A 23,379-nucleotide genomic window follows, 5' to 3' on the forward strand; every position below is an offset into this window, starting at 1 on the left:
ACAGTTATTAAAAAAACAATAGTTTCCAAAGCAACAAAACGGGTGCAATTTGGAGCGTGCAAATATACAAAAATTTATAATACCATTTCTCGGGTAAAATGTTGTTCTTATGAAATAAATAGAAAAACACCTTGAAAATGAATACAAAAGAGAAAAAGAAAATGTAATATAAAAACATTTTATTTCTGTCGATCGGGAAATAATAGTGGGTTACACATAAAATTATTAACAAAAAAGACAGGATAAAATAAAATTTTGTAGAGGTAAAATAAAAAACAGTCCATTTTTTTCCGTCACCAATGCTTTGGAAAAATAAAAATCCTAAAGTTGATTTTACTGCATAAAAAAGAATGACCGCAATTAAGCAAAACCCGAATTTATTAAGCTGATATCCCAAAACCTGAAGATCGGCAACATATTTGGGAACAACAGGAATATACTGCGAGATTAAAACCGAAAGCGTAAGTGTAATAACGCAGGAGGTGATTACCCAGCTCGGAAGGTTGTTACTGGCATCAAAATATTTTTGAAGCAGAAAGTCTTTCAGGTTGGCTTCTCTTTCTACGACGTTCATCATAAAAAGGTATAAAAAGATACAGCCCAGCAATATAAAGATTACCCAATCGTTATTTTCAGGTATTCTTACATGATTTATAAATGTTTGTGATAACGGCAACGGAATTTTTTTGCAAAATTATAGATTATTTTGTATAAAATAAAAAGGTTAAATAAACTATCTTTGCAAACTGAAATGAAAAAACTGGTCATAATTCCGACTTACAACGAAAAGGAAAATATTGAAAATATTATTTCCGCAGTTTTTGCATTGGAAGATGACTTTCATATTTTGGTAGTGGATGACTCGTCTCCTGATGGAACGGCGGATCTGGTGAAGGATTTACAGAAAAAATTCCCGCACTATCTTCATCTTTCGGTACGAAAGGTAAAAGATGGTTTGGGAAAAGCATACATTCACGGTTTTAAATGGGCAATCGAAAACAAGTATGACTATATTTTCGAAATGGATGCCGATTTTTCGCACAACCCGAATGATCTTCCTAAACTGTATGAAGCTTGTTTAAACGCAGATATGGCAATCGGTTCCAGGTATTCCAAAGGAGTAAATGTGGTAAACTGGCCAATGGGACGTGTTTTGCTGTCTTATTTCGCTTCAAAATATGTGCGGTTTGTTTTAGGACTTCCGATTCATGATACCACGGCAGGTTTTGTCTGCTTTTCAAGAAAGGTTCTGGAAGAAATTGGTTTGGATAACGTAAAATTAAAAGGATATGGATTTCAGATCGAAATGAAATTCAGAGCTTTTAAAAAAGGATTCAGAATTGTAGAAGTTCCTATTATTTTTACAAACAGAATTCTAGGAGAAAGCAAAATGAATGGCGGCATCATTCATGAAGCGGTTTTTGGAGTTTTAAATTTAAAATGGAAATCAATCATCAACAGATTATGAAAAAGCTGATCTTCATTTTCGTTCTGATGTGTCTGTTTTCATGCGGAGACTACATCGATAAGCCTAAAAATCTGATCCCGAAAGATCAGATGGCAGAAATTATGGCTGATCTTTCCATTAACGATCAGGCAACTTTCATGTATCCAAACACGAATCTGGAGGCAGGAACAAGATATATTCTGAAAACGCACAATGTAAAATCTCAGGATTTTGTGGAAAGCTTCAAATATTATGTAGTAAAGGAACAGATGAGCGGTATCGCAGATGATGCCCAGAAAATAATATTAGAGAAAGATCCGAAAGCGGATCAGTATGTAAAGGATAAAAAAAATAAAACAGGAAATCTTCAGAATCCTCCTGCTTTATCGAGATAATTTAAGATGCAAAAGTTTTTTAATATAGAAAAAACCTCTGAGGGGAAGGCGAGAGCCGGAGAACTTACCACAGATCACGGGACAATTCAGACGCCTATTTTTATGCCTGTAGGAACCGTTGCAAGTGTAAAAACAGTTCATCAGAGAGAATTAAAAGAAGATATCAAAGCCCAGATTATTCTGGGGAATACCTATCATTTATACCTTCGTCCGGGAATGGAAGTCATGCAGGAAGCAGGAGGTTTGCATAAATTCATGAACTGGGATCTGCCGATTCTTACGGATTCGGGAGGCTTTCAGGTATTTTCACTGGCAAGCAGCAGAAAAATGTCTGAAGAAGGAGCCCGATTCAAATCTCATATCGACGGAAGTTACCATATGTTTTCTCCGGAAAAATCCATGGAGATCCAGAGACAGATCGGAGCCGATATTTTTATGGCTTTTGATGAATGTGTGGCGTATCCATGCGAATACAATCAGGCAAAAACTTCAATGGAACTTACACACCGTTGGTTAAAAAGATGTATTGAATGGACGGAAAACAATCCTGAGTTGTACGGCCACAAGCAAAGACTTTTCCCCATTGTTCAGGGATCTACTTTTTCAGATTTAAGAAAAATTTCCGCAGAAGTCATTGCGGAAGCCGGAGCTGAAGGAAACGCAATCGGCGGTCTTTCCGTAGGCGAACCTGAAGAGGAAATGTACAGAATTACGGATGAGGTTACCGATATTCTGCCAAAAGAAAAACCGAGATATTTAATGGGAGTGGGAACTCCGTGGAATATCCTGGAATCCATCGGTTTGGGAATCGATATGATGGACTGTGTGATGCCGACAAGAAATGCCAGAAACGCAATGCTTTTCACATGGAAAGGGGTAATGAATATGAAAAACGAAAAGTGGAAGAAAGATTTTTCGCCTCTGGACGAATTTGGAACAAGTTTCGTAGACAGAGAATATTCTAAAGCGTATGTAAGACATTTGTTTGTTTCTAAAGAATATCTGGCAAAACAGATTGCTTCCATTCATAATTTAGCCTTTTATCTGGATCTGGTAAAAGTGGCAAGAGAACATATTATGGCAGGAGATTTCTATCAGTGGAAAAATTCGGTGGTTCCAATTCTTCGTCAGAGATTATAATTAAAAATAAAAACGCAGTAAAATGCTTAAAATAATAGACCGATATATCGTTAGAAAATACCTTGGAACATTCAGTTTCATGCTGATATTGCTGTCTATTGTTGTTTTGGTGATCGATGTTCAGCAGAAAATTCCAAGAATCGAAAATGCAACGGCATTAGACCCAAAACTTAACGTTACCTATTTCCTGATTCACTTTTATCCTTTCTGGATCGTGAATCTGGTGATGACGTTTCTTTCTATTCTCGTCTTTATTTCGGTAATTTATTTTACCTCAAGAATGGCAAACAATACCGAGATTGTTGCCGTTATCAGTAGTGGAGCGAGCTTTCACAGGTTTGCAAGACCTTATTTGCTTACGTCGTTGTTTATTGCTGTTTTATCGTTGGGAATCAATCACTTTCTGCTTCCGTGGGCGAATATTCAGAAAAACCAGCTTGAAGCCTATACTTATAATGCAACCAATAAAGAGAAAGTTTTAGGAACGGCTCCGGTTTCTGCGCAATTAAGCAAAACCGAATATATCTTTATCAATTCCTGGAACAAAAGAGACAAAAGAGGTTCAGGATTCGTCTATCAGAAGTTTGATAAGGACAGAAGAATGACGTACGAATTAAAGGCTTCTGATGTTTCGTGGGATAAAGATAAAAAAGAATTTGTCCTGAATTCCTATACGGAAAAAACCATCAATAAAGACGATACAGAGAAATTATCCAGCGGTTTCGATCTGAAGAAAAAATACGGTCATGATCCGGAAGAACTTTTCCCGAATGAACTTTTAGGGCAGAATAAAACAACACCGGAACTGATAAAATTTATTAAAAGAGAAATCGAAAAGGGAAACAGCAACTTAAATGCGCACTTAAATGAGCTTCATCAGAGAACCTCAATGCCTTTTTCTATTGTTATTCTTACCTTTTTAGCACTGTCGCTTTCTTCACAGAAAAAACGAGGCGGATTGGGGATTAACTTAGCTTTAGGGATTTCTTTAGCCTTTGTTTTCGTATTTTCCTTTGAAGCTTTAAAAGTGGTTTCGGAAAATAAAAGTATTTCGCCGGCTTTGGCGATGTGGCTTCCCAATATGATCTTTTTACCGCTTGCTGCTTTTCTTTACATTAAAAGAGCCAATCAGTAAAGTAATTTTACCTCTTTGTGATAGAAAGACTGTAGTCCGTCATTTTCAAGATCAATCCAGAGTTCACCTTTTTCGTCAGCCTTTTTGATGATGCCATTTTGGCGTGTTTTTTCAATTTCGAAAACAGATATTTCGTCTTTGCGGAACAGGTTTGCATTGAAAAGCTTGAGGATTTCCTCTTCCGAAGGAATATTTTTCAGTTTTTCGGTTAAAAAATCATGAAGTTCCAACGTAAAATCATTCAGGTTAAAATTTCTTCCGGTCTGCGTTAAAAGCGATCCTGCATTGGAAATTTCAAATTTTTCCTGCAAAATATTGAATCCGGCTCCGATGAGGAAATAATTATTCTGGTTGTTTTTTTTCTTTTCAATAAGAATTCCGACGATTTTTTTATTTTTAAGAATCATATCATTCGGCCATTTTATCTTCACGTCACAGTCAGTCAAATTGGCAAGGAAATCCCGTATTGCAATTGCGGTATAATAATTGAACATAAAATCCGAGACTGTAAAGTTTTCAGCCTTTACAGCAAGAGTATACGCCAAATTTTTTTCAGCCGTTGAAGACCATGTATTTCCGTACTGTCCGCGACCTTTCGTCTGATTGAATGTATGAACTGCAATAAAATCTGAATCTCCGTAAAGTAAAAACTTAGATATTTCGTCATTAGTAGAAGAACATTCTTTCAGATAAAACAGTGCACTCATTTAAGAAAACTTTAAGACTTTAAAAGGCTAAAAATAAGGCTAAAGTAAAAGAAAAACAATAAATTTGCAGATTATAGTATTTTTTAATGAATAAAACAGTAGAAAAACAAGCGCTAATAGATAAAATTGTAGAGGCTATCCAGGATGTAAAAGGTGAAGATATCATGATCTTTGATCTTTCCAATATCGAAAATTCAGTAGCAGAAACGTTCATCATTTGCAGCGGAAACTCAAATACACAGGTTTCGGCGTTAGCGGGAAGTGTAGAGAAAAAAGTAAGAAACGACCTTAAAGACAGACCGTGGCACGTAGAAGGTACCGAAAACTCTATGTGGGTTTTGGTAGATTACGTTTCCGTAGTAGTCCACATTTTCCAGAAAGAAGTAAGAGAATATTATGATATTGAAGAACTTTGGGGAGATGCTGTGATTACGAAAATCGAAAATTAATTATTAAATTTTAAAAAGTATAAATGAACAATAAAGGATTTAACTGGTTTTTTCCTATCATGATTGTAGCACTTGTGCTGTTCTTTGTAGCCAATTCTATGGGCGACAGCAGTGGTAAGACAATCGATGAAGACGGTTTCTTCAGAGAAATGCAGGCAGGAAAAATCCAGAGAGTTTTAATTGACAAACAGGCTCAGAAAGCTGATGTATTTTTAACGCAGGCTGCCAAAACAGCTACCGTAAAAAAAGACGATAAATCTAATCCTTTTTCGGGGCTTATGATGGCTCCAAAGGCAGATTACTCGCTTAAATATGGAGATCTTAGACTTTTTCTTGAAAAATTTGATGCCATCAGAATGCAAAATCCGGCAATAAAAACGTCTAAAGATTATGCGGAAGGCGAAAGTCCGTTAACGAGCTTTTTAATTCAGGCATTAATCTGGATTGCGATTTTAGGAATTTTCTATTTCCTTCTTTTCAGAAAAATGGGAAGCGGAGGCGGACCCGGCGGACAAATTTTCTCCATCGGAAAGTCTAAAGCAAAACTTTTTGACGAAAAAGAAAGAATTCAGGTAACATTTAAAGATGTTGCAGGTCTTGAAGGTGCTAAAGAAGAGGTTCAGGAAGTGGTGGATTTCCTTAAAAACTCAGAAAAATATACCAAACTGGGAGGTAAAATTCCGAAAGGAGTTCTTTTGGTAGGTCCTCCGGGAACCGGTAAAACATTATTGGCAAAAGCAGTAGCCGGAGAGGCGAAAGTTCCTTTCTTCTCGCTTTCAGGTTCAGATTTTGTGGAAATGTTTGTTGGGGTAGGAGCTTCAAGAGTAAGAGACCTTTTTGCTCAGGCTAAAGCAAAATCTCCTGCGATTATCTTTATTGATGAGATCGACGCAATTGGACGTGCAAGAGGAAAAAATAATTTCTCAGGCGGAAATGACGAAAGAGAAAACACACTGAACCAGCTGCTAACTGAAATGGATGGTTTCGGAACCGATACGAACGTTATCGTAATGGCTGCAACCAACAGAGCAGATATTCTGGATAAAGCTTTAATGAGAGCCGGACGTTTTGACCGTTCCATTTATGTAGACCTTCCGGAATTGCACGAAAGAAGACAGATATTTGATGTTCATTTAAAGAAAATCAAACTTGATGATAATGTAGACAGAGAATTTTTGGCAAAACAAACGCCGGGATTCAGTGGAGCAGATATTGCGAATGTTTGTAATGAAGCAGCGTTAATTGCCGCAAGAAATAACCATACTTCGGTAACGAAACAGGATTTCCTTGATGCAGTAGATAGAATCATCGGTGGTCTTGAAAAGAAAAACAAAGCCATTAAACCTTCTGAAAAAAGAAGAGTTGCTTATCACGAAGCGGGACACGCTACGATTTCATGGTTGGTAGAACACGCTTCACCGCTATTGAAAGTAACGATTGTTCCGAGAGGACGTTCTTTGGGTGCAGCTTGGTATCTTCCGGAAGAAAGACAGTTGACGACTACAGAGCAAATGCTGGACGAAATGTGTGCAACATTGGGAGGTAGAGCAGCAGAGCAGGTAATATTCAATAATATTTCCACAGGAGCGCTTTCTGATCTTGAAAGTGTAACCAAAAGAGCTCAGGCAATGGTAACCATCTACGGTTTGAGTCCGAATATCGGGAATATCTCTTACTATGACAGTTCAGGGCAGTCTGAATATTCTTTCGGGAAACCTTATTCTGAAGAAACAGCGAAGAAAATTGATATTGAGATCAAAGGAATTATCGAAAATCAGTATGACAGAGCAGTTCAGATTTTAACTGAAAATAAAGACAAGCTTGATGCTTTGGCAAGTAAGCTGTTAGAAAAAGAAGTAATCTTCCGTGAAGATCTTGAAGAAATTTTCGGAAAAAGAGCATGGGATCCCGAATTAACAGAGAAACCTGTTACCAATACGATTCCGGATGACAAAGAACCGCAAGAAGAGATTCTTATCAAAGAAAAAGAAGGAGACAGCGAAATTCAGGCTCCTGAAAGCCCTACACAGCTTTAAAATTTCGTAGAATTTAAATAGCACAAAACCTGACAGTTCCAAAATTGTCGGGTTTTTTTATATTTCTCGGTATGTTTTTGGATTTCTATATGATTAATTTATATTTTTGTATAAAGTTGACTAAAAATAGATCAAATTGAATTTATTTAAGAAGATTGTAAGCAAACTTACCAACCAGTCTGAGCAGGAAGAAAAGCAGAGTCTGGAAAAGTTAGGAGATTCCCTGAAAAATGCGGATCTCGACTATAAGTTTGCCCAACTGTTTACGCATTCCGGAGGTTTTTTTAACTACTGTGCTGATGAAGCGGAGGCGTTACAGACTTTGAACCAGATTATTAAAATTGAAGGAATTCACAATATATTCTGTTGGGATAAAGACCTTCAGAATTTCCTTAATGTGGTGAAAACGCCGTATACTTCTGAACTTCAGAGCAATAATGATGCAAGTTTCATTACCTGCGAATATCTTATTGCGTACGACGGAAGAATTATGCTTTCTCACAATAATATCCTTCATTATCATTCTTCCAGACTGCCGGATAAAATTATCATTATGGCGAATATTTCACAGATTGTGAACAACCTGAATGATGCCATGGGAAAAATCAAGAGAAACGGGAATATTAAAAATCTTACTTCCATCAGCGGCGGACAGTCGAAAATGGATACTTCTTCCCATACCAACACAAAACTGTTTTTATTGTTGCTTGAAGATTAAGCATCAGATTTAAAATTTTAACATCTTGGACAAAAATCTCATTCAAAGAACCTTATCAGGAATTGTTTACGTAGCAGTTATTATTCTTTGTACCACTCCGCTTGGAGCTCATTTAATCAACAGTATTTCGCCGGATCTTGTGAAGCAGCAGTATCTGTATTACGGATTAATCACTCTTTTAATGGGAGTCGGTTCTTGGGAATGTTTTAAAATCATGAAATTCGGGAAAGGCTATGAACAGTTTGTTGTTTTTCCTTTGGTGATTTTTATTTTTTATGTCTTCTCGAAAAGGTATTTCAATTTTGATTTCTTTTTCGATTTCAGACTGAGTGAAATCCTTGCAATGGTTCTTATTGTGATTGCTGCCGTTACGTTATTTAAATTCCCGAACGAATTATATTTTGACAGCGGAAAGCTTATTTTCACCGTAATTTATGTCGCACTGCCTTTCAGCTTTGCTTTGGGACTTCCTAAATTTACAAGCTATGACGACAGTTTTTCTTTAGAAGTTCTGTTTCTGTTCATCCTGATCTGGAGCAGCGATACCTTTGCTTATTTAACCGGAAAATTCTTCGGAAAACATAAAATGGCGCCTAAAATTTCTCCTAAAAAAACATGGGAAGGTTATATTGGCGGTGTTGTTCTTACTTTAATCCTTTCTTACTTTGTAGAACATTATCATCCGGATCTTCGCGGAAACTGGATGGTGGTAGGTTTTCTGGTTGCTGCCTTCGCGCCGATCGGGGATTTGGTGGAAAGCCAACTGAAAAGAAATTTCGCCGTGAAAGACAGCGGAAACATCATTCCGGGACATGGAGGTGTATTAGACAGGCTGGATAGTTTCATTATTTGTGTTCCTGTCGTATATTTGTACTTTATTTTAGAAAAATTTATTTAATCTCATGAAATTACACAGAGAATCAAAAGGAACCATTACCGTTGCCACCATTCTGTTCATCATTTTGGGCGCATTGGCGATTTATTTTCTTGAAATGTGGTCGTTGGTGATCATTCTGCCATTACTGGTAATCTACAGTTTAGTATTTTGGTTCTTCAGAGTTCCGAATCGTGAAATTCTCGATCACAAAGAAAATGTGATTGCTCCGGTAGACGGAAAAGTGGTAATGATTAAAGAAGTTGAAGAGGATGAATTTATCAAAGGGAAAGCGATTCAGGTTTCTATTTTTATGTCTCCGCTGAATGTTCATATCTGCCGATATCCGGTTTCAGGAAATGTAATTTATAAAAAATACCATCCGGGAAAATATCTTGTAGCTTGGCACGAAAAGTCTTCTACGGAAAACGAAAGAACAACCGTTGCAGTGGAAAGTTTAACGAATCATAAAGTGGTTTTCAGACAGATTGCGGGATATGTTGCGAGAAGAATCGTTTTCTACTGTAATGAAGGCGATACTGCAAAAGCGGGACATGAGTTCGGATTTATTAAGTTCGGCTCCAGAATGGACGTTTTTCTACCTTTAGATACGGAAATTGTCTGTAAGATCGGGGACATTACCAAAGGAGGTTTGGATGTGATCGCGAGAATGAAGGAAGAATAAAAATTAATACAAAATTATAAAGATACAGAGAGAGGTTTTTTAGCCTCTCTTTTTGTTTTTCAAAAATCAACATCTAAAGGGATTTCTAAATTTTTTTGAAGTTTAAAATTAAAAAAAGTTTCAATTATTTTAACCTATCAAAAATGATAGGTATTGTTAGAGATTTAAATATGCTATAATTTTGCTTCGTAGTAAGAGTAAGACAATCAATGGGATAATGGATTTGGTATGTTTTGCGTGCCCAGTTTTTAATTCCATCACAAGTTATATTTATACAATCGGCTGTAAATATTTCTGATAATTTAATAACCCTAACTTAAAACACTACGAAATGAGAAATATTTATATTTTTTACCTAATCGGGCTAAGTTGCTCATCTTTTGCTCAGGTTGGAATACATACCTCCTCTCCTCAGGCAAGCCTTGATATTAGAGGAAAGAATGATACAGGGACTTTAGGAGTCGCAGTTCCCGGAGTTGTAGATGCTGCAGACGGGATTCTTGTTCCAAGAGTTACAGCACTAAATGTAAACGGAACTGTGAATGGGCAGTTAGTATATTTAATAGCCAATTCCGGCTCTTATAATAAAGGATTTTACTATTGGGATGGAATTTCTTCATGGGTCGGTTTGGGTGGAAGCGGGACTGCAGGAGATTTAACAAACGATGCATTCATCAACGACAATACCAACCAGATGGTGAAACTTGCAACCCAATCTGATGGATCGACTGCAAGACCTGCCAATAAAGCATTTGTTATAAAAGATAACGGAAATCTGGGGATTGGAACTGAGACTCCGAATACATCAGCATTATTAGATTTAACAGCCTCAGATAAAGGTATTTTAATTCCCAGAGTTGCTCTTACAAGTAGCACAGATATTGTTACCATCCCTAATCCATTAACCAGTATGTTAGTCTATAATAACGGATCAGCAGCTTTGACTTATAAAGGATTTGTTTTTTGGAATGGAACCGAATGGAGAACAATTAATAATCAATCTACAAAAGCACCCACTGTTACTTCTTTAATCTGTAATTCTGCCACGATATCTCCGGGAAATTATACAAGTGGTACTGCTTATAGCGGGATTTTAAAAATCCCGTATACAGATGGGAATGGCGGTCTTTATCAGGAAGGAACTACGGTTACCGTAAATGGATTAAATATAAAACTGCTTCCGGGAGAGCTTGCAACAGGCAGTGGGCAGCTTTCTTTTTCAGTCTGGGGAACGCCTACGGTTAGCTCTCCTACAGTAATTACTTTTCCTGTACAGGGAAGTTCCGGTAATGGTTTAGTGTCGTTTCTTACCAATGGTCAAAATTGTAGTGCTTCAGTAGGCGATCAGGTTGCCGCTGAATCCAGTCAGTCGATCACTTTGGGACCTTTGTTTTCAACAAATGATCCGATTGCAGGATATCACAAATACATTACTTCACCCGATGGAAAATTTTCGGTTAGAATGTTTGTAGAGCCTGATGTTTTTATACCTAGTATAAGATTACAAATAAGAAGTAATGTTGGAACTCCGCATATAGTATGGAATGGTTCAACCCAGCGCTACAGCGGACCAGCATCAGTTGCTTACAATGATAATGTATTTACTGCCCAAGGAATATGGAACGGAGGGAATGGGCAAAGTTTTTCAGGACCTTTTACGGCTGATGCAACTGCCGCTTGGGGGCTTGCAAACTTTTATGATAGCAGTTTACCTGAATATAGAACATATGTTTGGTCTACACTAGATAACGCCAAAATCGTTTATGTGTTAACCTGTTTCTTTACCAATGATAATAATGTAAATTATTTAAATCCCACAAGTTGCCCAAATGGTACTTGTCTTAGTACAAAAGGATATCTAAAAATAGAACAGATTAGTTCTCCTTAGAGATTATTTTAAAATAAAAACATAAATTTTGAAAAAAAATGAGCTCTTAAAGATTGTTTTAAGAGCTTTTTTATTTTTATGCTTAATAAAATGTAAAAGTTTATCTGGTATTTTCGTTTTGTTGCTCTAATATAAAACTTCCCCAATGATCCACAGCTTCTAATATCGGAATAAGGGTTTTACCCAGATCCGTTAAACTGTAAATAACTTTTAACGGAGGTTTTCGTCCGTAAGATTTTCTGGAAATAAGATTATCGTCTCGTAACTGTTTTAAATATAAGCTTAATGACATATCGGTAATAAAAGACATCTCATTTTTTAGTTCAGTATAGCGTTTTTCACCATCTTTTAAATGGTATAAAATCATAGCCTTCCATTTACCTCCCACCAGATCCATTGCTAGACTTATCGTGGAAGGATAGACTTTACCATTTATTTCAATGCTTTTGCTCATTATTCGCGGTCAGTATAAAGTCAGGTAAATGCTTCAAACGTATTCCGAAGAAAAAATTATGAAGAATACTGACAAATTAATCTAAAATCCTGTTTGTATTCTGTTCTGTAAAATTGATATTCTTACATTAAAGACTCAATGAGTATGTTAAAATACGATTGTAGTTTTAACAATATATGGATGTAAGTTGTGATGATTATTCAATGGTAATATTTTACATTAACATTATAAATATATCAGCGTTAATCTTGTTTTCTAAATTTTTTTGTAAAAGTAAATACAAATAGAAACTAAAAAGTAAAAATAAATATCGTATTGATGTATAAGTTTATTTTATTGTTTAATGTATTGATTAGTAGTGTTTTTTAAGTGTATGTTTTTTGTTATAACAGCATTTTAATTCTGCATTTTTTACTAATTAGCTTATTTTATCCGGCTGAAAAAAGTTCAATTTTTTGAGATAATTTTAAAACTGTTATTTTTGCTTTAATTATTTTTTTAGATATAATTTTTAAAGCTTATTGAAACTTTACTCGAAAAACTGTAATGAAAAGAAAGGTGATTCTCCTTATTGTTATATCATTAATATATATTGTTGCCCAAGTAAGTATTAATACTTTTAATTCGAAAAACAAAAACGATGTCAGTTTTAAAAAGGATTCTGATCGAAATATCACAGACAACAGCAGTTGGTAGATGGGCAGAACTTGCATCGGGAGCCGATAAATTTACTCGTAATGATCTGTAGAAAATCATTTGTAAACCAAAGAGGATTGCAGATAAGTTATTGATTCAAAACAGCAGAATAAATACTTTCATCAGTCATACTGATAGATATTTTTAAGAACTCCATTTCACGATATTTATGATTAAGTTTTCTGTTTATTTAATAAGGTATAGAGACACTTATAATTATGAATTATAATAATGAAATGCTGTATAAAAAACGTAAGGTATTCATCAGACAGTATTTGTGGATTAAATTGTTCTTAGATTTAGTAATTATATTGATAAAAATATTAGATTATTATTTCTACGGCATTATTACCAGATACAATACGATACTTGCCGTGGTAAGTTTTTTATCATCTTTAATTTTATTGTGGAAAATAGATTTTTTAGATAATTTTAAATTTAAGCATCTCGTAAATTTTAATAATTGTGTTCAGTTATTATTAATTGTGTACAATTCGGTATCTAAATTTCCGGATTTCCCGATTACTCTAATTTATTTAATATTATTCCCTATATCTTTTTCTTATGTAAATAATTTTAAACAAACTTTTCTTTATTCCGCATTTTTTTTCGTTATATTTTTATTCGTTTACAGCGGTTTCGAGTGGAACAGTTTTCCCAGCTGGAAAAGTAAAGATGTTAATACCGTCTTTTTCCTGTGGATCTACAATTTATTTTCCCTATACTTTCACTTCTTCTTTTTCCTTTTTTTGTTAACGTTTCATATATATTATGCCATAGAATTTAAAAGCGTAAGAATACAGAACAACTTTGAACAGAAAAATGAAACCGTAGAGCCAGAACCCTCATTGCTATCCGACACCGAAATAAAAGAAGATAAATTGATGATTTTATACAGACGAATCATCGAGTATACCGAAAAGAATAAATTTTATCTTAATTCTAATGCCAGTATTTATGATTTAACCCAATCTTTAAATACAAACAGAACCTATATTTCAGCAGCTTTAAACCAAAAAGGGAAAACCAATTTTAATGATTTTATAAATTCCTACAGAATAAATTTTGTAATACAGGAATTTCAAAAGGACATTCATAAAAAGTATACCTTAAAGGTCATCTACACAAGTGCGGGTTTCGTACATCAATCCCAGTTCAACAGAGCTTTCAAAAAAATTATGGGCAAATCTCCCAGAGAATATCTGAAAGATATAAACAGCTGAAATATCAGTAACATAAATTTTAATCCTAGAAACCCTTAGAAAAGTTCCAAAATAGTGCGTTTTACTACTCATGCGTATAATTAAGGGGATGAGTATGTGTGAGAAGAATCCTCATTTGCTAATTTTACCTGAAATTTGTACCGTATAGTTTTAGCTAAATTTGGTTAAATACTATTTTTCCAGATGATGATACATTATGCATAACAGCATTTGAAATCATCTTCATTTTGCTTGTCTTAAAATTTATTCTTCCAATCGAAATTCAGGGGTTTAAGATGTATAAGTTAAGATAAAAATGCTTTAATCATATTTTAAGTATATTTGCAATGTCGAATTTAAAGAGATTAATCAGTTAAATTCGATTCTAAAAAAAACACACACGCAATGATTTACAAACTTTTCTTCGATAAAAAGGAAAGAGGTAATAATAATTTTGAAAATGATTACAATCATTTACTTAATCGTTATTTGCTTTTTCTCTTTTTTATATTCTTATTCTATTCCATATTTATTATTACTTTTTACAGAGATATTATTGCTTCTGTTTTTCTTACACTAATTACCTTATTCTGGATATTGATGATTTCAATAGAAGATAAGGTGAAAAAGTTTCATAAAAATCTCAAAATAAGCGTGGTAAGTATTCTTGTGATGCTTACTCTCATCGTAAGCTTTTTTAATATCTACACTTCAAAAATGGTAGGGATGGAGTATTTTTATTTCAGTATTCTTTTCGCAATTCCTTTTTTCTTCAATTATCGCAAAGACAAAACTGAAATCTATTTTTTGGCTTTTTTCATAAGCTTTAATTTTATAGCCTGTCTCTACTATGATTTTAACTTTTTACCGAGAAGTAAATTTTTAGAAACAAAGGATTATATTACCATAAAGCTGTTCAATATTATATTTTCCATTGTTTCTTTCTTAATTGATATGGTATTCATAAGCAAGAAAGATGAACTGATAAACGGATTAATAAAAAATACAAAAATTAAAGACTCAACTATTGAAGATCTTATGAAAACCAACACTCAGCTCATGAAAAACCAGATGTTGGTAAATCATCTTACGGATGAAAACATTGATGAAATCTTCAGATTGGCAGAAAAAAATTCATCTTTGTTTTTTGAGAAATTTCAAATCTTCTTTCCGGGTTTCATCCCTGCTATTTTGAAGATTAATCCTAATCTGATTCATTCTGAACTCTATTTTTGTGCATTAATGAAGCTGGATTTCGATACGAAAAAAATTGCACAGTGTACCAATAACAGCATAAGAGCGGTAGAGAGTAAAAAATACAGAATACGGAAAAAACTGAATATTCCTTCTGATACCAACATCAACAGCTTTCTTCTAAGGATATAGAGCCACAATGTAATTTCAGATTTTTATCAGCCTGTGCAGTGAATTTCAGTTAAAGCATTAACAACCTGTGAGTTTTACTACGCGTGAGTAGTATTGCGTATTAAAATTTTGCAATATCATTTTTACAGAGGCTAATTTTGCAGAGATTATAATCTTTTACTTAAAATTTTAATCCAAAAAAATAGAAAATGATGAATACAAAATCGACCAAATGTATAGCAAGATTATTATTGATTGCTCTCTTCTTTGCTTTTGAAAATTTTTTTTCGCAATACAATGGGGCAGTAGGGATTAATACTTCTTCGCCCAATTCCAATTCTGTTCTGGATATTGTTTCAGGAAATAAAAATAAAGGAATCCTTATTCCGCGCCTTACGGAAAACCAGAGAAATGCCATAGTCATAAACTCGGCAACCGATGATGGTCTTACGGTTTACAATACCACGGAAGACTGCCTGAACTACTGGAGCCTCGCAGACAATGAATGGAAAAGCGTCTGCGGACAGATAGGGAAATCTGTATTTACAATAGACTGTGCCAATACAAAAGCGAACGGGACTTATGTTGAGGGAAAGACTTTGAACACTTCGCATTATCTTACCGTTACCGTAAATGTGACCAAAAAGGGAAATTATACCATTACAGGGACAACCTCTAACGGATACAATTTTTATGGGACAGGCGTATTTTTAAGCACAGGGGTACAAACCGTGCAGGTTCAGGGACAGGGAACTCCCTCTGTGGTTCAGTCTGATACCGTACAGTTGTTTGCTAATGGAGTAAGTGTATCTTGTACTCCTGCTGTAACCGTTAATGTACTGAGCGCTGCGGGAAACTACTCAATTTCTTGTGGAAGCGCAACTGTAAATGGTGTTTATACAAAAGGCGTCGCTCTTGGAGCAGGCAATACAATAACATTGCCTGTTACAGTAACTGCTTTGGGAAGTTATTCCATAACAACAAATACAGTAGACGGAATCTCTTTCAGTGGTTCAGGAACCTTCACTTCTACAGGAAATCAGAACGTAACCCTATCCGGAACAGGAATACCAACTTCAACGGCTGATAAAGTAATGACAATTACTTCCAACAGTGCAGACGGAGCTTCTACCTGCAACGTTACCGTTGTAATGACAATACCGGTAAAAAAAGTTTTACATATCGGGAATGAAACGGTATATGGATACAGCGCTTTTACAGGACCATCCAGAAGTTTAATGGATTCGCAGACAAACTTTGGGACTACTGCTTCAAGTGTAGTAAAGTCAGGAGGATACACACACACTTCTTTGGGAGCGTCTCCTACAAGTGCAGCGCTATTAGCCGCTTTGAATAATAAGCCCGATCTGGTAATCATAGGATACAGCTATACACCCACTGCTTTAGAGGCATCTTACATTGCAAATTATTTAAACAAAAAAGGAGTGGTAATTGCTTTTCAGGACGAGGCATCATCTTCGCAGAATATGATGAGAGCAATTTTCTCGGATCCTACAATTTCTGCAAACGCCGGAGCCGGAGCCGGTTCTGTATATGCCCTTACCAATACAAATGATCCAATTCTTAACGGACCATTTGGAGATGTAAGAGGAAAGAATTGGGGAGAAGATGCATCAGGAACTATTAATGTAACGGGACTGACCAGCGGCTTTATTCCGTTCAGTTATGCACAGCCTATTAACAGCACCACTTCCAGAACCGGAATTACAGGTTTAAGACACAGCTCGCTGAACTTTATCTGGTTTGGAGACGGAGGATTTTTAAGCAATGAAAATGCCAACGGAAATCAATATACAAGTAATACAATAGAGCCTTTTGTGGCGCCAAGTTCTGGAGGGTATTTTCCGGTAGAAAAATCGACATACGGATATGCAGGAAATGGATATGCGGCAGGAAGTATGCAGGTTCAGAATTCTATCATCTTTGCCAATGCGTTAGCTTGGGCTATAAAACAGGCAGAAACCAATGGTATTAATACGCCGTAACAAATAATCACAATTACATAGTTTTTAAAGATAGCTTCTGCATCATTCGTGTTGCGGGAGCTTTTGTTATGTAGCAGTAACAATAATAAATGCAGCCATAAATCAAAGTTTGAAAATTTGATTCAGAAAAATACTGATTAAAAAGCCCTTTTGAATTTTAAAAGTTAACATTAAACTAGTTTAAACTAATCTTAGAATTAACCACAAAAGGCAAAAAAGATAATGATAAAGTGAATTTCCAGAATAATCAAAGTTCCCAAAAGAATAAAAATCAGAGATTTTTAAGACTATTGTGATCTTTTTCATTGATAATCACCAAATTTAAATAAAAGTTTAGTTGATCTTTGTGACTTTTGTGGTTAAATAAGAAGTTTAAACAGACTTATTTAAAAGTTTTTAAATCTTGCATTGAAATTGAATCCGTTTAACAAAAAAAGAGTATTCCTAAAGTTTTTAAAATCCTTTCGTAATACTCTTTCTTAATTTTATTGTAAACAGAACTAATCGAAATTCTGCAATTCTACAAGTTTATGGTAAACTCCTTTTTTCGCAATGAGATCGTGATGGGTTCCCTGTTCCACGATGTCTCCTTTTTCCATCACTACAATCCAGTCTGCTTTCTGAATGGTGGAAAGTCTGTGGGCAATAACCAAAGACGTTCTGTTTTCCATCATTTTTTCCAGTGCATCCTGAACAAATCTTTCCGACTCCGTGTCCAGAGCAGAAGTTGCTTCATCCAGAATCATAATCGGTGGATTTTTCAATACAGCTCTTGCAATGGAAACTCTCTGTTTCTGACCTCCGGAAAGCTTTCCTCCGTCATCTCCGATGTTAGAATCATATCCGTCAGGAAGATTCGTAATAAAGTTGTCTGCATTGGCAATTTTGGCAGCAGCAATTACCTCTTCTCTGGTGGCTTCAGGTTTCCCCATCAGAATATTATTGTACACCGTATCATTAAATAATACAGATTCCTGAGTAACCATTCCGAGAAGCTTACGGTATTCTTTTAACCTTAAGTTTTTAATATTTACACCATCAATCAGAATTTCACCTTCGGAAACATCGTAAAACCTTGCCAGAAGATTCGCAATCGTTGTTTTTCCGCTTCCGCTTTGTCCGACAAGAGCTACCGTTTTTCCTTTAGGAATGCTTAAAGAGAAATTTTTAAGAATAGCGTGCTCTTTATCATAATAAAAACCGATATTTTTAAATTCAATGGCTTTATTAAGTGTCGAAATACTTACCGGATTGGCAACTTCCTCAATTTTCACATCAGCTTCAAGAATTTCCAAAACCCTGTGCAAAGAAGCTTCTCCTTTCTGTACGTTGGAAATCGACTGCGATAAACTTTTTACCGGAGGTAAAATCTGGAAGAACATTCCTAAAAAAACTAAAAAATCCTGTGGCGCAATGCTGTGTTCCACAACAATCTGCTTTCCGCCATACCATGCAATAATTAAGAAAGTAACAGAACCAAGGAATTCACTGATCGGCGATGCCAGTTCTTTTTTTCTTCCCAATCGTATTGAGCTGTTGATCCATCTTTGCATAGAGCCCATAAAACGGCTGTCCATGATCTTTTCTGCACTGAAAATCTTAATTACTTTTGAAGATTTCAAAGTTTCATCCACAATAGAGAAGATGGTTCCCATTTCGTTCTGGGCTTCGTGAGAATCTTTTTTAAGGCTCTTCCCTATTAATGCGATTAAAGTTCCCATCACCGGTAAAACCAACAGAGAAAAAAGCGTTAATTCAGAACTTAGCAGGAACAGACTTATTAAGGTACTCACAAGCATAAACGGAGCGTTAATCAGCTCCACTAAACTTCCTAAAATACTGCCTTCCACTTCGCCTACGTCATTAGACATACGCGACATCATATCTCCTTTTCTGCTCTCTGTAAAAAATGAAACCGGCAAAGCTAAAACCTTACGGTACATTTCTCCGCGCAGATCTTTCGTAACGCCTACACGATAATTAATCAACAGGAAAGACCCTAAATATCTGAAAAGGTTCCTCAATAAAAACATAAATGCTGTGATGACGCAGAGCCATGCTAAAACATTCAGCGTACCATAATCATCCACTAAAGTCTGGATATAGTAATTGGAATAGTTTTTCAGGTACGGAAATAAATCTGTAAGATTTCCGGAATATACAGGAGCAGATTCAAAATCTTCCCGTTTAATAGTTCCGAAAAGCATTCCCAAAACAGGAAGAATCGTTCCTAATGAAGCAATCTGAAATACAGAATATAAGAGATTGAAAAATAAACTTCCGAAAATGTATTTCTGGTGTGGTTTTGCGAATTTTAATATTTTTTTATATTCGTTCATTCAATGAAAAAATTGGATAGCAAAATTACGTAATTTAAATGATAAGACGTTTTTAATCGCCTTTTACTTTATAATAAGTTGATGCAGCCTTTATTTTGTTACACTTTTCAGAAAAAACAAAGCCACCCGAAGAAAGGTAACTTTAGATATCGAATTTTAAAATTTCACTTTATCGTTATACTTCGGTTCAAAATTCTTTGGTGAAAGTTTGTCTAAAGTTTTTCCGAAATTATTGATGATGGTGGTTAAATTCTCGAAATCCACAACATTTACATCATCATTTTCATGATGATAATGCGTCGCTTTCGTCATGTCTACCGTGGAAAAAGAATGGGCAATAATTTTCTTTTTTACAAAGCTTACGTTGTCTGATCGGTAGAAAAGCTGTTCCGAAGCATAAGGATCAGGATTTATTTTTAAGCCGTTTGCTGCATTTTTATTAAACAATTCATCAAGATCCGAAAATTCATCGCCCGTCATAAACAAAGCGTTCTTTCCGAAGGCAGATTCTGTAGCCACCATTTCAAAATTGAAAAGAGCAGCCATATGATCATAAATTTGATTTAAATTTTTGTCTTTTGAAATAGCTCTTGAACCGAGCATTCCTTTTTCTTCTCCGTTAAATGCCATGAACACCAGAGAAAACTCAGGTTTTTTATTTTTGAAATAATCTGCAATTCCTACCAGAGTGGTAATTCCGCTTGCGTCATCGTCGGCTCCGTTGTAAATATTGTCTTTGGGGTTATTGCTGGTTCCGATATGATCAAAATGTCCGGAAAAGCCTAAGAATTTATCCGTTTTTCCTTTTTTTACTCCGCAAACATTATAAACGGTTTTTTCTTTGTATATAAAAGGAACCAGATAAGAATTTCCGGTGCAGAAATCTAAATTGTTTTCTTTAAAAAGCTTTGCAATATAATTGGCGGCATTATCATTTTCCACAGTTCCGATTTCTCTGCCTTTCATTTCATCTGAAGCCAGTGTTGAAAGTACATTCCGTACTCTTTCTGAAGAGACTTCCTGCGCAAAAGAAAATATTGAAAACAGCGTAAAGGTAAGATAGGTGAGTTTTTTCATTTTTAATAATTTATAAACAATCTGTCGCAGTATAAACGGAAATGTTGCATACAAATATATTTAATTGAAAAATAATAGGAAAAAAATCTCTTACACACGAATAATTCTGAAAATACACAAAATAAAAAACAGCTCCTGAAAGAAGCTGTTCTCACTCAAAAAATCGTTGTAAGGTTATCGAAGTCTGTCCACAGATTTTACGAGCCTCTCATCTTTTTTGATGTAAATGTTTGCAATAAGCAGACAGATCACCGCAATTAATGAGAAAACCGGCTCAATACCCTTCTCAGGAAAATCTATTCCTCCGGATAATTTTAGTAACCAGTACATCAATACACCAATCAACAAAGCGTTTATAATAATGCTGATGTTGTTCAGCAATATTTGTCTTTTTCTGTTTTTAAAGCTGAAAATACTGAGTACTCCCACCAAAACAAGGATAATACATCCGATATTAATCACAGGAAAGCTGTCTGAAATAACAACATCTTCTCCTGTAATGAACAGAAACACAGCAGCCAACACTGCTAAAAAAGTCCATATAGTCTGTATTCTTTGTAGCATTGAATATTAAATTCTACGCAAAAGTAATATAAATTTTGCACAATTCAAAAATAAGTGTAGATTTGCATTATACGAATGTACTTGAAAACAACAGTCACCTGACTTACTTTTCTTATTCACAATTAATTACATTTTTTACACTAAATATGTTTAACATTGAAACGTTAAGGTCAAAATCCGTAACGGAACTGACTAAAATCTTAAAGGATTTAGGCGTTAAAGTTGCAAGAAACAGCACTGAAAATGACAAAATCTTTGCAATTCTTGACTTTCAGGCTTCCAATCCAAAAGTAGCAAAAGAATATTTCAACGCTACTGAAACCAGTATGAATACTGAGGAAAAACCGGCAGAAAAACCTGCGAAGGCTCCTGCCAGAAAAGCTGCTCCGAAAAAAACAACAGCTAAAACAAAAGCTGAAGCAAAACCGGCTGAAGAAACAAATCCTAAAGCAGAGGAAAAAGCTGAAGCAGAAGTAAAAGAAACCGTTTCTGAAGAACCTAAACCCGAAGAAACCAAAGCAGAACCTGCCCCAGCAACAGAAGAACAGACGGCAACAGGACAGGCTAAGAAAAAGAGGAAAAGAGTTTCTCCTGCCAATACAACCAACGCAGAAGCGCCTCAGGAAAAAACAGAAGCTCCCAAAAACACAGAATACCAAGAATCTGCTCCAGCAGAAGAAAAGCCGAATAATACCCCTCAACATCAGGCTAGATCCCAAAAAGGACAAAACAACAATCCGAACAACAACGGAAACCAGCATAGAAATCAAAACCATAACCAAAATCAGCATCAGAATAAGCAGCAACAGCAGCATTCTGAGAAAACGGAGGAACAGCACGAACAGCCTAAAAAGGAGTTCAGTTTCGACGGAATGGTAAGCATTGAAGGGGTTTTGGAAATTTTACCGGACAATTACGGATTTTTACGTTCTTCAGACTTCAGTTATATCTCTTCACCGGATGACGTATACGTTTCTACGGCACAGATCAGAAATTACAGTCTGAAAACAGGAGATACCGTAAAAGGGATTGTAAGATTACCGAAAGAAGGAGAAAAGTATTTTTCCTTATTAAGACCCACAGAAGTTAACGGGCGTGATCTTGCTTTCATTAAAGATCGTGTGGCTTTTGAATATTTAACGCCGCTTTTCCCACAGGAAAAATTCAATCTTGCCGGAAAAGGCTCTACTATTTCTACAAGAGTGGTGGATCTTTTCGCACCCATCGGGAAAGGACAGAGAGCAATGATCGTTGCACAGCCGAAAACCGGTAAAACCATGTTGCTGAAAGATATTGCCAATTCTATCGCAGCCAATCATCCTGAAGTTTATATGATGGTTCTTCTGATCGACGAACGTCCGGAAGAGGTTACCGATATGGAAAGAAGCGTAAATGCAGAAGTTATTGCATCTACCTTTGATGAAGCAGCAGAAAAGCACGTAAAAGTGGCTAACCTTGTTCTGGCGAAAGCGCAGAGAATGGTAGAATGTGGTCATGATGTTGTGATTTTATTAGACTCCATCACAAGATTGGCAAGAGCTTACAATACCGTAACGCCTGCATCGGGAAAAGTTTTATCGGGAGGTGTTGATGCCAATGCGCTTCACAAACCGAAAAGATTCTTCGGAGCTGCAAGAAAGATTGAAGGAGGAGGATCTTTAACAATTATCGCAACGGCTCTTATTGACACTGGTTCTAAAATGGATGAGGTGATCTTTGAAGAATTTAAAGGAACAGGAAACATGGAACTTCAACTGGACAGAAAAATTGCCAACAGAAGAATTTATCCTGCTATCGATCTCGTTTCTTCAAGTACCCGTAGAGACGACCTGCTTCTGGATGAGGTAACTTCCCAGAGAATGTGGATCTTAAGAAAATATCTTTCTGAAATGAATCCAATCGAAGCAATGGAATTTGTAGATAAAAACATCAAAGGAACTTTGAATAACGAAGAATTCCTGATGTCGATGAATAAATAAATTGAATTTAATTTGTTAAATAGAAAGCACGGACGTTTAATGTTCGTGCTTTTTTAGTTTTTGGTTAGAAGCGGGACGTTTTTAATGGCTGTTTTTTTGAAAATAATTATTCTTTTGAAGCTTTATCTCGCTTTCCGCACTCGCTATTTTAGGATTTCGGCGGCGGCTTTGCTAGTCATGGTCGGAAGAAATCCGACCTCTTTTATGTTTTGAAAACTTTGTC

General features: G+C 35.6%; 20 protein-coding genes. 14 read left to right on the forward strand and 6 right to left on the reverse strand.

Features of this window, described 5'->3' with window-relative positions:
* Positions 1–7: 7 nt before the first annotated feature.
* Positions 8–676: a DUF4271 domain-containing protein gene (locus DD829_RS09220; RefSeq protein ID WP_084196384.1), complete on the reverse strand. Its 669-nt coding sequence runs from the start codon at positions 674–676 to the stop codon at positions 8–10.
* A gap of 75 nt (positions 677–751) precedes the next feature.
* Between DD829_RS09220 and DD829_RS09225 the strand changes: the two genes are divergently transcribed.
* From DD829_RS09225 to DD829_RS09240, 4 genes are read left to right on the forward strand one after another with little or no spacing between them, the layout of a single operon-like run.
* Entirely contained in the window at positions 752–1,468 is a 717-nt protein-coding gene (locus DD829_RS09225) for a polyprenol monophosphomannose synthase (RefSeq protein WP_087708623.1), read from the forward strand.
* Positions 1,465–1,842 carry a DUF4296 domain-containing protein gene (locus tag DD829_RS09230; protein WP_087708625.1) on the forward strand — a complete coding sequence of 126 codons (378 nt, stop codon included), beginning with the start codon at positions 1,465–1,467 and terminating at the stop codon, positions 1,840–1,842. The genes DD829_RS09225 and DD829_RS09230 overlap by 4 nt, the downstream gene beginning before the upstream one ends.
* Before the next feature lie 6 nt (positions 1,843–1,848).
* A complete protein-coding gene (gene tgt, locus DD829_RS09235; protein WP_076391557.1) occupies positions 1,849–2,982 on the forward strand; it encodes a tRNA guanosine(34) transglycosylase Tgt in 1,134 nt (377 codons plus the stop codon).
* 22 nt (positions 2,983–3,004) lie between these two features.
* Positions 3,005–4,117, forward strand: coding sequence for an LptF/LptG family permease (locus tag DD829_RS09240; RefSeq protein WP_108409251.1), 1,113 nt, complete (start codon positions 3,005–3,007; stop codon positions 4,115–4,117).
* Here DD829_RS09240 and DD829_RS09245 read toward each other — a convergent pair.
* Entirely contained in the window at positions 4,111–4,824 is a 714-nt protein-coding gene (locus tag DD829_RS09245) for a biotin--[acetyl-CoA-carboxylase] ligase (protein WP_108409250.1), read from the reverse strand. The genes DD829_RS09240 and DD829_RS09245 overlap by 7 nt on opposite strands.
* 86 nt (positions 4,825–4,910) lie before the next feature.
* On the opposite strand from DD829_RS09245, the gene rsfS reads away from it, so the two are divergent.
* From rsfS to DD829_RS09275, 6 genes are all read left to right on the forward strand, one after another.
* Positions 4,911–5,273, forward strand: a complete 363-nt coding sequence (rsfS, locus tag DD829_RS09250; protein WP_076391563.1) for a ribosome silencing factor — start codon at positions 4,911–4,913, stop codon at positions 5,271–5,273.
* Between the two features lie 23 nt (positions 5,274–5,296).
* Entirely contained in the window at positions 5,297–7,309 is a 2,013-nt protein-coding gene (gene ftsH, locus DD829_RS09255) for an ATP-dependent zinc metalloprotease FtsH (RefSeq protein WP_108409249.1), read from the forward strand.
* Positions 7,310–7,445: 136 nt separating this feature from the next.
* Positions 7,446–8,027, forward strand: coding sequence for an LUD domain-containing protein (locus DD829_RS09260; protein WP_185140313.1), 582 nt, complete (start codon positions 7,446–7,448; stop codon positions 8,025–8,027).
* 25 nt (positions 8,028–8,052) lie between these two features.
* A complete protein-coding gene (locus tag DD829_RS09265) occupies positions 8,053–8,925 on the forward strand; it encodes a phosphatidate cytidylyltransferase (RefSeq protein WP_108409247.1) in 873 nt (290 codons plus the stop codon).
* 4 nt (positions 8,926–8,929) lie between these two features.
* A complete protein-coding gene (locus DD829_RS09270) occupies positions 8,930–9,586 on the forward strand; it encodes a phosphatidylserine decarboxylase family protein (protein ID WP_108409246.1) in 657 nt (218 codons plus the stop codon).
* Positions 9,587–9,917: 331 nt separating this feature from the next.
* A complete protein-coding gene (locus DD829_RS09275) occupies positions 9,918–11,474 on the forward strand; it encodes a hypothetical protein (protein WP_108409245.1) in 1,557 nt (518 codons plus the stop codon).
* Positions 11,475–11,574: 100 nt separating this feature from the next.
* Here the strand turns inward: DD829_RS09275 and DD829_RS09280 are convergent, their stop codons facing one another.
* The gene (locus tag DD829_RS09280; protein ID WP_108409244.1) at positions 11,575–11,928 is read right to left on the reverse strand and encodes a winged helix-turn-helix transcriptional regulator; all 354 of its coding nucleotides are present in this window, start codon (positions 11,926–11,928) and stop codon (positions 11,575–11,577) included.
* A gap of 1,580 nt (positions 11,929–13,508) precedes the next feature.
* On the opposite strand from DD829_RS09280, the gene DD829_RS23525 reads away from it, so the two are divergent.
* From DD829_RS23525 to DD829_RS09295, 3 genes are all read left to right on the forward strand, one after another.
* Positions 13,509–13,847 carry a helix-turn-helix domain-containing protein gene (locus tag DD829_RS23525; protein ID WP_123912231.1) on the forward strand — a complete coding sequence of 113 codons (339 nt, stop codon included), beginning with the start codon at positions 13,509–13,511 and terminating at the stop codon, positions 13,845–13,847.
* Between the two features lie 384 nt (positions 13,848–14,231).
* On the forward strand, positions 14,232–15,212 hold the full coding sequence (locus DD829_RS09290) for a helix-turn-helix transcriptional regulator (protein WP_116547693.1): 981 nt from the start codon (positions 14,232–14,234) through the stop codon (positions 15,210–15,212).
* A gap of 188 nt (positions 15,213–15,400) precedes the next feature.
* On the forward strand, positions 15,401–17,197 hold the full coding sequence (locus DD829_RS09295; RefSeq protein WP_108409814.1) for a hypothetical protein: 1,797 nt from the start codon (positions 15,401–15,403) through the stop codon (positions 17,195–17,197).
* Between the two features lie 500 nt (positions 17,198–17,697).
* Here DD829_RS09295 and DD829_RS09300 read toward each other — a convergent pair whose 3' ends face one another.
* The 3 genes from DD829_RS09300 to DD829_RS09310 form a co-directional block, all read right to left on the reverse strand.
* Entirely contained in the window at positions 17,698–19,536 is a 1,839-nt protein-coding gene (locus tag DD829_RS09300) for an ABC transporter ATP-binding protein (protein ID WP_108410438.1), read from the reverse strand.
* A 156-nt stretch (positions 19,537–19,692) separates the two neighbouring features.
* Entirely contained in the window at positions 19,693–20,613 is a 921-nt protein-coding gene (locus DD829_RS09305) for a M28 family peptidase (RefSeq protein WP_108410437.1), read from the reverse strand.
* 174 nt (positions 20,614–20,787) lie between these two features.
* Positions 20,788–21,177: a DUF4293 family protein gene (locus DD829_RS09310; RefSeq protein ID WP_108410436.1), complete on the reverse strand. Its 390-nt coding sequence runs from the start codon at positions 21,175–21,177 to the stop codon at positions 20,788–20,790.
* 146 nt (positions 21,178–21,323) lie between these two features.
* Here DD829_RS09310 and rho point away from each other — a divergent pair, with 146 nt between their 5' ends.
* Complete coding sequence (gene rho / locus DD829_RS09315) at positions 21,324–23,156, forward strand: transcription termination factor Rho (RefSeq protein WP_108410435.1); 1,833 nt, start codon at positions 21,324–21,326, stop codon at positions 23,154–23,156.
* Positions 23,157–23,379 lie beyond the last annotated feature (223 nt).

This window comes from Chryseobacterium sp. HMWF035, from assembly GCF_003094695.1.
Classification (GTDB): domain Bacteria; phylum Bacteroidota; class Bacteroidia; order Flavobacteriales; family Weeksellaceae; genus Chryseobacterium; species Chryseobacterium gambrini.

Coding starts and splice junctions, on each gene's coding strand:
- tgt (WP_076391557.1), top strand. CDS start 1,849: ATGCAAAAGTTTTTTAATATAGAAAAAACCTCTGAGGGGAAGGCGAGA.
- DD829_RS09275 (WP_108409245.1), top strand. CDS start 9,918: ATGAGAAATATTTATATTTTTTACCTAATCGGGCTAAGTTGCTCATCT.
- DD829_RS09280 (WP_108409244.1), bottom strand. CDS start 11,928: ATGAGCAAAAGCATTGAAATAAATGGTAAAGTCTATCCTTCCACGATA.
- DD829_RS09230 (WP_087708625.1), top strand. CDS start 1,465: ATGAAAAAGCTGATCTTCATTTTCGTTCTGATGTGTCTGTTTTCATGC.
- rho (WP_108410435.1), top strand. CDS start 21,324: ATGTTTAACATTGAAACGTTAAGGTCAAAATCCGTAACGGAACTGACT.
- rsfS (WP_076391563.1), top strand. CDS start 4,911: ATGAATAAAACAGTAGAAAAACAAGCGCTAATAGATAAAATTGTAGAG.
- ftsH (WP_108409249.1), top strand. CDS start 5,297: ATGAACAATAAAGGATTTAACTGGTTTTTTCCTATCATGATTGTAGCA.
- DD829_RS23525 (WP_123912231.1), top strand. CDS start 13,509: ATGATTTTATACAGACGAATCATCGAGTATACCGAAAAGAATAAATTT.
- DD829_RS09225 (WP_087708623.1), top strand. CDS start 752: ATGAAAAAACTGGTCATAATTCCGACTTACAACGAAAAGGAAAATATT.
- DD829_RS09300 (WP_108410438.1), bottom strand. CDS start 19,536: ATGAACGAATATAAAAAAATATTAAAATTCGCAAAACCACACCAGAAA.
- DD829_RS09305 (WP_108410437.1), bottom strand. CDS start 20,613: ATGAAAAAACTCACCTATCTTACCTTTACGCTGTTTTCAATATTTTCT.
- DD829_RS09245 (WP_108409250.1), bottom strand. CDS start 4,824: ATGAGTGCACTGTTTTATCTGAAAGAATGTTCTTCTACTAATGACGAA.
- DD829_RS09310 (WP_108410436.1), bottom strand. CDS start 21,177: ATGCTACAAAGAATACAGACTATATGGACTTTTTTAGCAGTGTTGGCT.
- DD829_RS09240 (WP_108409251.1), top strand. CDS start 3,005: ATGCTTAAAATAATAGACCGATATATCGTTAGAAAATACCTTGGAACA.
- DD829_RS09290 (WP_116547693.1), top strand. CDS start 14,232: ATGATTTACAAACTTTTCTTCGATAAAAAGGAAAGAGGTAATAATAAT.
- DD829_RS09295 (WP_108409814.1), top strand. CDS start 15,401: ATGATGAATACAAAATCGACCAAATGTATAGCAAGATTATTATTGATT.
- DD829_RS09270 (WP_108409246.1), top strand. CDS start 8,930: ATGAAATTACACAGAGAATCAAAAGGAACCATTACCGTTGCCACCATT.